Annotated in this window: 8 protein-coding genes; 5 read left to right on the forward strand and 3 right to left on the reverse strand. The window is 66.3% G+C overall.

Annotated features, from left to right (window positions below; genetic code table 11):
* Nucleotides 1–2: 2 nt before the first annotated feature.
* Both AX767_RS11310 and AX767_RS11315 read right to left on the reverse strand, forming a co-directional pair.
* Complete coding sequence (locus tag AX767_RS11310; protein WP_068631389.1) at nt 3–1625, reverse strand: MFS transporter; 1623 nt, start codon at nt 1623–1625, stop codon at nt 3–5.
* 12 nt (nt 1626–1637) lie between these two features.
* Complete coding sequence (locus tag AX767_RS11315) at nt 1638–2120, reverse strand: Lrp/AsnC family transcriptional regulator (RefSeq protein ID WP_068631391.1); 483 nt, start codon at nt 2118–2120, stop codon at nt 1638–1640.
* A gap of 181 nt (nt 2121–2301) precedes the next feature.
* Between AX767_RS11315 and AX767_RS11320 the strand changes: the two genes are divergently transcribed.
* From AX767_RS11320 to AX767_RS11340, 5 genes are all read left to right on the forward strand, one after another.
* Entirely contained in the window at nt 2302–5910 is a 3609-nt protein-coding gene (locus AX767_RS11320; protein ID WP_068633605.1) for an indolepyruvate ferredoxin oxidoreductase family protein, read from the forward strand.
* Between the two features lie 186 nt (nt 5911–6096).
* On the forward strand, nt 6097–6426 hold the full coding sequence (gene yajC, locus AX767_RS11325; protein WP_068631393.1) for a preprotein translocase subunit YajC: 330 nt from the start codon (nt 6097–6099) through the stop codon (nt 6424–6426).
* A 67-nt stretch (nt 6427–6493) separates the two neighbouring features.
* On the forward strand, nt 6494–8383 hold the full coding sequence (gene secD, locus AX767_RS11330) for a protein translocase subunit SecD (protein ID WP_068631396.1): 1890 nt from the start codon (nt 6494–6496) through the stop codon (nt 8381–8383).
* A gap of 11 nt (nt 8384–8394) precedes the next feature.
* A complete protein-coding gene (gene secF, locus AX767_RS11335) occupies nt 8395–9348 on the forward strand; it encodes a protein translocase subunit SecF (RefSeq protein WP_068631398.1) in 954 nt (317 codons plus the stop codon).
* A gap of 73 nt (nt 9349–9421) precedes the next feature.
* Nucleotides 9422–11857 (forward strand): DUF1631 family protein, encoded by a 2436-nt coding sequence (locus AX767_RS11340; protein WP_068631401.1) that lies wholly within the window; start codon nt 9422–9424, stop codon nt 11855–11857.
* A gap of 9 nt (nt 11858–11866) precedes the next feature.
* Here AX767_RS11340 and AX767_RS11345 read toward each other — a convergent pair whose 3' ends face one another.
* Entirely contained in the window at nt 11867–12385 is a 519-nt protein-coding gene (locus AX767_RS11345) for a DUF494 family protein (RefSeq protein ID WP_068631403.1), read from the reverse strand.
* Nucleotides 12386–12417 lie beyond the last annotated feature (32 nt).

Below are 12417 nucleotides of genomic sequence, written 5' to 3' on the forward strand. Positions count from 1 at the left end.
CCTTACCGTTGGACGACGTAGCGGGTGACCACTGGCGGCTCTTCGCCCAGATGGAACGCGAGGCGCCGTTCCCGCAGCGCCAGGTCGGCCGCGGTCGCGCGGTTGAAGCGGCGCAGGTGCTCGGTCCATGACTCGTCGACGATCTGCTCGACATAGCGCGCGGGCTGCGTGATGTCGTGCAGCAGTTCCCAACCGATCGCGCCTTCGCTCAAGCGCGTGCGCCGCGTCTGATGCATCACGAGGTGGAAGGCCGCAGCGCGCGCCGGGTCGATCACATAGTCGACCGTGATGACGACGCGCCCCGCGCCCGGCGCGGGGTGCGCCGGTGCGGTGCTCCAGCCGGCCTCGGCCGGGCTCACGTCGTCGTCGGTGCCGTGGTCGAGCACGTGACGCAGGGCGGCCAGCATCAGCAGCGTGCCGCTCACCGCTGCGATGCAAAGGCTCAGTTGCAGCGTGCTCACGGTCGCGACCTGGCCCCAGATCGCAGCGCCGATGGCCGTCGCGCCCATGATCGCCATCTGGTACATCGACATGCCGCGTGCGCGCACCCAGTCGGGCAACGCGAGCTGCGCCGACACCGCGAGCGAATTCGCCACCGTGATCCACGCCGCGCCGCCGAACAGCATGGCCGGCACCGCGACGTACACGTTGGGCGCGAAGGCCATCACCGCCGTCGCGACCGACTGCACCATCGTGCCGCGCAGCACCAGCTGGTCGCGCTCGTAGGCCTGGCGCAGCCGCGGCAGGTAGAGCACGGCGACGATCGCGCCGGCGCCCATCGCGGCCAGCAGCAGCGTGAAGGTGCCGGCATCGCCGCCCTTCAGTCCGCGCGCCAGCAGCGGCAGCAGTGCGAGCAGCGCGGTCGAGTGGAAGAAGAAGATCGAGATGCGCACCAGCACCGCCCGCATGCGCGGCGACTGCCGCACGAACTGCACGCCGACCCGCATCGCGCTCACGAGCTTTTCGCGGCCGAGCGGATTGGGTTGGTGCTCGCGCCGCCAGCGCAGCACGATGAAGCCCGAGGCCACCGACATCACCGCATTCAGCACGAAGACCCACAGCGTGCCGGCGCTCGCGATCAGCGCACCGGCCACCAGCGGGCCGATGATGCGCGACGCGTTCATCGCGATGCCGTTGAGCCCGAGTGCGGCGGGCAGCTGGATGCGCGGCACCAGCTCCGGCACGATGGCCGAGAACACCGGCCAGCGCATCGCCAGGCCGATGCCGTTGGCGAAGGTCAGCGCCAGCAGGAGCGGGGCGCTCATGCCGCCCATCGCCACCGCGGCGCACAGCACGATCGCCACGCCGGCCAGCCAGAACTGCGTCGCGACCAGCCAGCGCCGGCGGTCGAGGATGTCGGCCAGCGCACCGCTCGGCAGCCCGAGCAGGAACACGGGCAATGTGGAGGCCGTCTGCACCAGCGCCACCCAGATCGGCGACGCGGTGAGCGTGGTCATCATCCAGGCGGCCGCCACGTCGTTCATCCACATGCAGATGTTGGCGATCAGCCAGGTGCTCCACAGCATGCGGAACACCGGCAACTTGAGCGGCGTGAGCGCACCGATGCGCGCGGGTTCGGCGCGCAGCGGGGGAAGCGGTGTCTCCTCGGGGGATATCGGTGGCATCGGCCTCGATTGTTACCGCTTCGCCGTGAGGTGTCCCAGCGGCAGCGCATGGCTCGCCTTCACTTCCCCCAGCGAGAAGCTGGTGTGCAGGTCCTTCACGTTGGGCAGGTGCATCAGGCTGTTGAGCGCGAAGCGCGAGAACGCGTCGAGGTCTTCGGCGACCACCTGCAGCTCGAACATGCCGGTGCCGCTGATGTAGTGGCAGGCGATCACCTCGGGCAGCTTGCGGATCGCCTCCTCGATCTTTTTCGTCACCTCGCTGTTGGCGCGCTCGGTGTCCAGGCGCACGAAGGCAAGCACGCCCAGGCCGATCTTGCGGCGGTCGATCTCGGCGTAGTAGCCCTTGATGAAGCCGGAGTCTTCCAGCGCCCGCACGCGGCGCCAGCAGGGCGCGGCCGACAGGCCGACGCGCTGTGCCAGCTCGGCATTGGTGAGGCGGCCATCGGTCTGGAGTTCTTTCAGGATGGCGAGGTCGAACTTATCAAGGCTTTCCATGAAGCGCGATTCTAAGAAAGGATCTTCCAAAAACTAGGGTTTCCCGGCCAATATCTGAAAGCACCTGTCCCGCACCCGGGCATACACTTTCTGGCGCATCATGAGGGCGCTGCCCCTACCCGGGCGAATGCACGTCGCCCAGCCAGGCCCACCAGGCCACGCCAACCCGGAGACACAGACGATGAACGCCCCCCTGCCCGAGCACATTCGCAAGGCCCTCGAAACCGTCACGCTCGACGACAAATATTCGCTCGACTACGGACGCGCCTTCATGAGCGGCGTGCAGGCCCTCGTGAAGCTGCCCATGCTGCAGCGCCTGCGCGACCAGCAGGCCGGCAAGAACACCGCCGGCTTCATCAGCGGCTACCGTGGCTCGCCGCTCGGCGGCTACGACCAGGCGCTGTGGAAGGCGAGCAAGTACCTCAAGGCGCAGAACATCGTGTTCCAGCCGGGCGTCAACGAAGAGCTGGCGGCCACCGCGCTGTGGGGCACGCAACAACTGGGCTTCTCGCCCCAGGGCACCAACAAGTTCGACGGCGTCTTCGGCATCTGGTACGGCAAGGGCCCGGGCGTGGACCGCTGCTCGGACGTGTTCAAGCACGCGAACATGGCGGGCACCACCGAGTTCGGCGGCGTGATCGCCGTCGCGGGCGATGACCACATCAGCAAGAGCAGCACGGCGGCACACCAGAGCGACCACATCTTCAAGGCCTGCGGCACGCCGGTGTTCTTCCCGACCAACGTGCAGGAGATCCTCGACCTGGGCATCCACGCCTTCGCGATGAGCCGCTTCTCGGGCGTGTGGTCGGGCATGAAGACGATCCAGGAGATCGTCGAATCCAGCGCCACCGCGATGATCGACCCCGAGCGCGTCGAGATCGTCATCCCCACCGATTTCCAGATGCCGCCCGGCGGCCTGCACATCCGCTGGCCCGACCACGCGCTGGAGCAGGAAGCGCGCTTGATGCACTACAAGTGGTACGCCGCGCTGGCCTACATCCGCGCCAACCGGCTGAACCACAACACCATCGAAGGCCCGAACGATCGCTTCGGCATCATGGCCAGCGGCAAGGCCTACAACGACACGCGCCAGGCCTTGATGGACCTCGGCCTGGACGACGCGACCTGCCGCCAGCTCGGCATCCGCCTGCACAAGGTCGGGGTGGTGTGGCCGCTCGAGGCGCAGCTCACGCGCGAATTTGCCACCGGCCTGCAAGAGATTCTGGTCGTCGAAGAAAAGCGTCAGGTCATCGAGTACCAGCTGAAGGAAGAGCTCTACAACTGGCGCGCCGACGTGCGGCCCAACGTGCTGGGCAAGTTCAACGAACTCGACGCCGGCGATTTCTCGGGCGGCGAATGGTCGATGTCGAACCCGACCGCCAACACGCTGCTGCGCGCCAATGCCGACCTGAACCCGGCGCTGATCGCCAAGGCGATCGCCCAGCGCCTGAAGAAGCTCGGCATCCTCGACCAGGCCGGCAGCGACATGCGCGCCCGCATCGATGCGCAGATGGCGATCCTCGACGCGAAAGAGCGCTCGATGGACGTCCTGAAAGTCGGCGGCGTGCAGGGCGCCGACCGCCAGCCCTGGTTCTGCTCGGGCTGCCCTCACAACACCAGCACGGTGGTGCCCGAAGGCTCCCGCGCGATGGGCGGCATCGGCTGCCATTTCATGGCGACCTGGATGGACCGCAGCACCATCGGCTTCACGCAAATGGGCGGCGAGGGCGTGCCGTGGGTCGGCCAGCAGCCTTTCACGACCGACCAGCACATCTTCGCGAACCTGGGCGACGGCACCTACTTCCACAGCGGGCTGCTGGCGATCCGCCAGAGCATCGCGGCCGGCGTGAACATCACTTACAAGATCCTCTACAACGACGCGGTCGCCATGACCGGCGGCCAGCAGGTCGGCGAGCGGCCCGAGGGGCATTCGGTGCTGCAGATCGCCGAGAGTCTGCATGCCGAAGGCGCCAAGAAGGTCATCGTCGTCACCGACGAGCCCGAGAAGTACGACGGCGTGAAGGTGCCCGGTGACAACGTGGCGATTCGGCATCGCGACGACCTGGACGAAATCCAGCGCGAGTTCCGCGAAATCACCGGCACGACCGCGATCATCTACGACCAGACCTGCGCCACCGAAAAGCGCCGCCGCCGCAAGCGCGGCACGGCCGTCGATCCGGCGGTGCGCGTGGTCATCAACGAACTCGTGTGCGAAGGCTGCGGCGACTGCAGCGTGCAGAGCAACTGCCTGTCGGTCGAGCCGCTCGAAACCGAATTCGGCCGCAAGCGCACGATCAACCAGAGCACCTGCAACAAGGACACGAGCTGCCTCAAGGGCTTCTGCCCGAGCTTCGTCACCGTCGAAGGCGGCGCGCTCAAGAAGAAGTCGAAGAACAAGGCCAATTCGCCGTTCGATACGTCCGTCTGGGGCGCGATGCCCGAGCCGGTCGTGCCGCAACTGGCACGCGACCAGGTCTGGGGCATCGTCGTCGCGGGTGTCGGCGGCACGGGTGTCATCACGATCGGGCAGTTGCTCGGCATGGCCGCACACATCGAAGGCAAGGGCATCGTCACGCAGGACGCAGCTGGCCTGGCGCAGAAGGGCGGCGCCACCTGGAGCCACGCGCTCATCGGCGAATCGCAGGACGCGATCCGCACGACGCGCGTCGGCACCGCGGCAGCCGACCTGATCCTGGCCGCCGACCCGCTGGTAGCGGTCAACGCCGAAACGCTGGCGCGCATGCGTGAAGGCCGCACGCACGTCGCGCTCAACACGCACAGCACGCCGACCGCAGCGTTCGTGCGCAACGCCAACTGGGTCAACCCGCAGGACGACTGCGCGAACGAGATCGCGCGCGCCGTCGGCGTCGATGCGCTCGGCACTTTCGACGCCGACGCGTTCGCGGTGGCGCTGATGGGCGACAGCCTGTATGCCAACCCGATGCTGCTCGGCTACGCGTGGCAGCGCGGGTGGGTGCCACTGGAATTCGCGTCGCTGATGCGTGCGATCGACCTCAACAACGTCGCGATCGAAAACAACAAGACGGCCTTCGAATGGGGCCGCCGCGCGGCGCACGACCTGGCCGCGGTGCAAAAGCTGGTGTCGCCGGGCCAGGTGATCGAATTCAAGAAGCGCGAGACGGTCGACACGCTGATCGCACGCCGCGTCGAGTTCCTGACCGGCTACCAGAACGCCGGCTACGCCGAGCAATACCGCGCGTTCGTCGAGAAGGTGCACAAGGCCGAAGCCGCAGCGACCGGCAAGACCGGCGTGACCGAAGCCGTCGCTCGCTATCTCTTCAAACTGATGGCCTACAAGGACGAATACGAAGTGGCGCGGTTGCACACCGACCGGACGTTCCTCGACCGCGTCAACGGCATGTTCGAAGGCGACTTCAAGCTCAACTACCACCTGGCCCCGCCCATCATCGCGAAGAAAAACGCCAAGGGCGAGTTGCAAAAACAGAAGTTCGGCCCGGCGATGCTGACGGGCTTCCGCATGCTGGCGAAGCTCAAGGGCCTGCGCGGCACCGCGCTGGACGTCTTCGGGCGCACCGAAGAGCGCAAGGGCGAGCGCGCGCTGATCGTCGAGTACCGCGCGAGCATCGAGGAAGTGATCGCCGGACTGAACCCGACGAATCACGCCACCGCGCTGGAAATCGCCAGCCTGCCTGAACAGATCCGCGGCTACGGCCACGTGAAAGACCGCAACCTTGCGGCTGCGCGGGTCCGCTGGGTGGCGCTGATGGGGCAGTGGCGCCATCCCGAGGCGGCGGCCATCGCGGCCTGAGCGGGCGCCCCGACGGGCGCCGTCAATGTCCTGTTCCGGGTGGCGGGTAAGTCGCCCGGACGACCACCCCCGACGAATACAATGCCCGGTGCTGCGCGCGGCCCGGTCGCGTCCTGCGGCTGCGTCCTGCAGCCCTGAACCTGCCCGTCCGGTTCACGTCTTACTTTTCCTCAGTTGGAGACTCCCTTGTTCATTTCTTCTGCTTTTGCCCAAACCGCACCCGCCGCCGGCGGTGGCGACATGTTGTCGTCGCTCGGCAGCATGTTGCCGCTCGTGCTGATGTTCGTGGTGCTGTATTTCGTGATGATTCGCCCGCAGATGAAGCGCCAGAAAGAAGCACGCGCCATGATCGAAGCGCTGGCCAAAGGCGACGAAGTCGCGACCTCGGGCGGCGTGCTCGGCAAGATCACCTCGCTGGGCGACACCTATCTCGGTATCGAAATCGCCAACGGCGTGGAAGTCAAGATCCAGCGCAGCGCTGTCGTGCAAGTGCTTCCAAAGGGCGCGATCAAGTAATGCGCGTCCGCAGGCCGCGGTGTGCGGGCGACGCCAGCCCCGCGGTGTTTCACGAACAGGTGAATGAATGAACCGATATCCGGTCTGGAAGTACGCGGTCATCGTGATCGTGTTGCTCGTGGGGCTGATCTACGCCCTGCCCAATTTCTTCGGCGAAGCGCCTGCCGTGCAGGTGTCTGCGGCCAAGTCGACCGTCAAGGTCGATGCGGCGACGCAGGCGCGTGTCGACGAGGCGCTCAAGGCGGCCGGCCTGGTGCCGGACATGCAGACGATCGACGCGACCTCGCTGCGCGTCCGTTTCACGACCACCGACGACCAGCTGAAGGCCCGTGACGTGATGCAGCGCGCGCTGGTGCCCGACCCGGCCGACCCGCCGTACACCGTTGCCCTCAATCTCGTACCGCGTTCGCCCGCCTGGCTCGCTGCCCTGCACGCGTACCCGATGTACCTTGGCCTCGACTTGCGTGGCGGCGTGGACTTCATGCTGCAGGTCGACATGAAGGGCGCGATCGACAAGAAAGCCGAAACTTTCTCGAGCGACCTGCGCAGCGCGTTGCGCGACAAGAGCATCCGCGGCAGCGCGGTCAACCGCAACGGGCAGGCAATCGAAGTGAGTTTTCGCGATGCGGCCAGCCTCGAGGCGGCCCGCGTTCTCGTGACCGACCAGTTCCCCGACCTGACGCCGACCACGGCGCAAAACGGCGGTGACTTCAAGCTCACGGCGACCATCAAGCCCGAAGCCGCGCGGCGGCTGCAGGACGCGGCGCTTAAGCAGAACATCACGACGCTGCACAACCGGATCAACGAACTCGGCGTGGCCGAACCCGTGATCCAGCAGCAAGGCCTCGACCGCATCGTCGTGCAACTGCCCGGCGTGCAGGACACCGCCAAGGCCAAGGACATCCTGGGTCGCACGGCGACGCTCGAAATGCGCATGGTCGACGAGACCGCCGAAGGCCGTGCGGCCGAAACCGGCTCCGGTCCGGTGCCCTTCGGTTCCGAGAAATTCCTCGACCGCACCGGGCGCGCCGTCATCGTCAAGAAGCAGGTGCTGGTCACCGGCGAAAACCTGACCGACGCGCAACCCGGCTTCGACAGCCAGAGCAACCAGCCCAAGGTCGACCTGACGATGGACGCCAAGGGCGGTCGCATCATGCGAGACGTGAGCCGTGACAACTACAAGAAGCGCATGGCCATGCTGATCTTCGAGAAGGGCAAGGGCGAAGTGCTCACGGCGCCGTCGATCAACGGCGAGCTCGGCAACCGCTTCCAGATCTCCGGGTCGATGAACGTGGTCGAAGCCAACGACCTCGCCTTGCTGCTGCGCGCCGGATCGCTGGCCGCGCCGATGGAAATCATCCAGGAACGGACCATCGGCCCGAGCTTGGGTGCCGACAACATCAAGAAGGGTTTCGACAGCGTCATGTACGGCTTTGTCGCCATCATGGTGTTCATGTGCCTCTACTACGCGCTGTTCGGCGCGTTCTCGTCGATCGCGCTGGCGGTGAACCTGATGCTGCTCGTGGCCATCCTGTCGATGCTGCAGGCCACCCTCACCCTGCCGGGCATCGCCGCCATGGCGCTGGCGATCGGCGTCGCGATCGACTCGAACGTGCTGATCAACGAGCGCGTGCGCGAGGAGCTGCGCAACGGCGCTTCGCCGCAGGCCGCGATCCACGCTGGCTACGACCGCGCGTGGGGCACGATTCTGGACGCGAACGTGACGACGTTGATTGCCGGCGTCGCCTTGCTGGCCTTTGGGTCCGGACCGATCCGCGGTTTCGCGGTGGTGCACTGCATCGGCATCGTGACTTCGATGTTCTCGGCGGTGTTCTTTTCGCGCGGCCTCGTTAACCTTTGGTACGGGCGCAAGAAGAAACTCAAGAGCGTGTCGATCGGCACCGTGTGGCGTCCCAAGACGGATGCCGCTGGAACCGCCCTGGCCGAAGCCAAGTAAGAGAGCAGGCCATGGAATTCTTCCGCATCCACAAGACGATCCCGTTCATGCGCCACGCCGTGGTGCTGAACATCATTTCGTTCGCCACTTTCGCGCTGGCCGTGTTCTTCCTGCTGCACCGCGGGCTGCACCTGTCGGTCGAATTCACCGGCGGCACGGTGATGGAGGTCGCCTACCAGCAGGCCGCCGACACCGGAAAGGTTCGCGAAATCGTCGGCAAGCTCGGCTACCCCGATGTGCAGGTGCAGGCGTTCGGCACGGCGCGCGATGTGCAGATCCGGCTGCCCGCTCAAAAGGGCATGAACGCGACCCAGCAAAGCGAGCAGGTGCTCGGCGCGCTGAAGGCGGTCGATCCGACCGTGACGCTGCGGGGTACCGAGTTCGTCGGGCCGCAGGTCGGCGAGGAGCTCACCACCAACGGCATCAAGGCGCTCGGCATGGTGGTGCTCGGCATCATGATTTACCTGGCGTTCCGCTTCGAGTGGAAGTTTGCGCTGTCGACCGTGCTGGCCAACCTGCACGACGTGGTCATCATCCTGGGCTTCTTCGCCTTCTTCCAGTGGGAGTTCTCGCTGGCGGTGCTGGCGGCGGTGCTCGCTGTGCTGGGCTATTCGGTGAATGAATCGGTCGTGATCTTCGACCGGATTCGCGAGAACTTCCGGCGCTACCGCAAGCTGAACACCGAGGAGATCATCGACAACGCGATCACCTCGACCATCAGCCGGACCATCATCACCCACGGCTCCACGCAGCTCGTGGTGCTGTCGATGTTCTTTTTCGGGGGGCCGACACTGCACTACTTCGCGCTGGCGCTCACCATCGGCATCTGCTTCGGTATCTACTCGTCGTGCTTCGTGGCGGCGGCGATCGCCATGTGGCTGGGCATCAAGCGGGAAGACCTGATCAAGGGCCCGGTCAAGCGCGAGGGCGATCCGGAGGATCCGAACGCGGGCGCGACCGTCTGAACGACTTGTGCGCGCAAGCATCTCGATGCAAGCTCGCATTTGTCGTTACGATTGGCTGCCCCACTGACCCTTCATGAGCACCGCGCGATCCCAGGCCCAATCTCTCCAGCTCGCGCGCGAGACGCGTGAGCGTTTCGTTGCCGCCACCGAAGGCGTTGCCGCCCCTGCGGCGGTAGCGATCCAGGAGCGTCTCACCGCGCTGGCCAGCCTGACCGGCAACGCCCGTGCGATGCAGGAACACCGGGACGATTTCATCGCGTTCCAGGGGCACGCCGCCAACTGGGTGAACCTCACCCAGCTCCACTGGCGCAAATCGCTGGGCACGACCACCACGGGCGGGTCACTCCATTCCAGTTCGCGCCTCGAGCTGATGGGCGACGAGGTGGTGGAAAACAACATCCTCTCGTCGCGGCTGGCGCAGCTGATCCAGGGCAAGGCCAGCTTCGAGCTGAACGATCTGCGCCTTCGCATCCAGCACCTTGAGGGCACCAGCGAACTCGACGGCAAGGACGTGCTCAAGCCGGACACGCTCGCGACGCTGCTGGTCGAACAGTGGCTGGCGGCGGGCTTGTCGCGCCAGCTCTGGACCAAGGTGCAAGACGCCATCCAGCAAAAGCTGCTCGATGTGGTGGTTGCGGCCTACAAGGACGCCAACGCGTTCCTGATCGGCAAGGGCGTGATGCCCGAAATCGACCTGAAGAGCTTCGTCAAGCGCACCGGCTCGAGCGGTGCGTCGGGCGCTGCGCCGCTCGGCGGTGGTGCGGGTGGCGGTGCCGGCGGCTTCGCGAACTCCCGTCCGCCCACCCACATCACGCCCAGCGGTCGCGGCATGGTGGGCGCGCCGCCCGGCAGCTTCGCGCCGGCCGCGATCGGCATCGGCGCAGGCCGCGGCGAGGGCGGCAGTGCAGGGCAGTTCGGCTACGGCGGCGGCCAGGACGCCGGCATGGCTGCAACCGGCGGGTCGCCGTTGCTCATGGCACGGCAGCGCGCGCAGGGCGTGCTGATCAATCTCAAGCGTTTTGTGACTGCGCGGCTCGGCAGCGATTCGGCTGGCGGCGGCGTGCAGCACGTGGCGGGCGGCCACGGCGGCGGCAATCATGCCGGCATGGGCGGCGGGGATGGAGGCTCGCAGGCCTTCGTCGCGGCCATCGCGGATGCCGAGGCGGCCTACCAGCTCGCGGCCTCGCATTACGTGGTCGGCGAAGACGCCACCGCCTTGCAGCAAAGCGCAGCCGACCTGCGCCGGCGCACCAGTGAACTCAAGAAGCGGGCACCGACCACCGCCGACAAGGCCACCGTCGAAATCGTCGCCCTGATGTTCCAGGCCATCCTGGCCGAAGAGCGCATTCCGTTTTCGGCGCGCGTCTGGTTCGCCCGCTTGCAGATGCCGGTGCTGCGCGTGGCGATCGCCGAGCCGGAGTTTTTCGGCACGCTGCAGCATCCCGCGCGCATGCTGATCGACCGCATGGGATCGTGCGTGATGGGCTTCGATGCGGCCGCGATTTCGGGCAGCGCGCTCGAAGGCGAGATCCGTCGCGTGGTGCAGGTCATCGAGCAATACCCGGAAACCGGGCAGCGTGTGTTCAAGCTGGTGTTCGACGAATTCGTCGCCTTCCTCAACAAGTACCTGACGCAGAGCGACGCGACCCAGCGCCTCATGAGCGTGGCGCAGCAGGTCGAGCAGAAGGAGACGATGGCGATTCAGTACACCATCGAGCTGCGCAAGATGCTCAACGACATGCCGGTGCGGGAAGAGATTCGCGAATTCCTGTTCAAGGTGTGGGCCGAGGTGCTGGCCATCGCCGCCCTGCGCTACGGTGCGCAGGACGAGCAGACCGTGACGCTCAAGCGCGCGGCCTCCGACCTCGTGTGGGCCGCGAGCGCCAAGCCGAACCGCAACGACCGCACGCGCGTCATCCAGGACCTTCCGCAGCTGCTCCAGCGGCTGCGTCTGGGCATGACCCTGCTCGGCATCGTCGGCGATCCGCAGGAAGCACACATCAAGGTCATCGGCGCGACGTTGTCCGACGCCTTCATGTCGAAAACCGAAGCCATTCCGCACGCCAAGATCGAGGCCATGGCCAAGCGCCTCGCGCACGTCGAGGATTTCGTCAGCGACGAGGGCTCGGCCGAATTCCCGCTCGACGCCGCCAGTGTCGAGCTCCTGCTCGGCGTCGACGCCGCGTCGATCGAGATCGTGCCCGACGCCGGCACCAAGGTGGCCGAAGACATGCTGGCCTGGGCGCACGAACTGCAGGTGGGGACCTGGTTCATGCTCGACCACAACGGCCGCGTGAACCAGGTGCAGTTCGTGTGGCGCAGCGATCGGAAGCAACTGCACCTGTTCGCATCGAGCGACGGGCGCAGTTTTCTCATCCAGGCCGGGCGCCTGGCGTCCTATCTGCAGGCCGGCCTGCTGGTGCCGGCCGAAGAAGAAACGCTCACCGTGCGCGCCACGCGGGAAGCGCTGGCCAAGCTCGATGCCAATCCCGAGCGGCTGCTGAACTGACCCCGCCGGTCAGTGGGCGATGCGACCTTCGCGGTCGTCGCTGAGTTCGTCAAGCACCAACGCGTCGGGCTCGATGCCGGTGCTCCAGTGCACCATCAGCACGATGATCTTCAATTCGTCGAGCGCGACCGGGTCGCCGGGCGTGGCCATCGCGCGTTCGACCACGATCTCGCGCAGCCCGGCCGACAACACGTTCGCGGTTTCGAGAAAGCTGATGAAGCCGAGGCATTCGGCACCCAGGTGGTCTTGTTCCGCCGTCGAGTAGACACGCATCGAATCCGCGGCCTGCGGCAAGGCAGCTTCGCCCTGCCCGCGCGGCGCCACGGTGAAGCTGTTGGCGTCTTCGGAACTTCGGGTGAGCTGGATGCCCTGCGTCGCCAGCGTGAGGCCGTCGAGCCATTGCAGCGCGTCGCGAATTTCGTCGGGCTCGAAGCCGTGGGCCGTGAGCTTGCGGCCCAGCTGCTCGAGTTGAGGGCACGCGTCGCCGCGCCAGTAGTTTTCGTAGACGAACACAAGCACTTCGAACATGGGACTCAATATAGCCCACCGCCGCGCTTCAG

Origin of the sequence: Variovorax sp. PAMC 28711 (assembly GCF_001577265.1) — a bacterium.
GTDB lineage: Bacteria > Pseudomonadota > Gammaproteobacteria > Burkholderiales > Burkholderiaceae_C > Variovorax.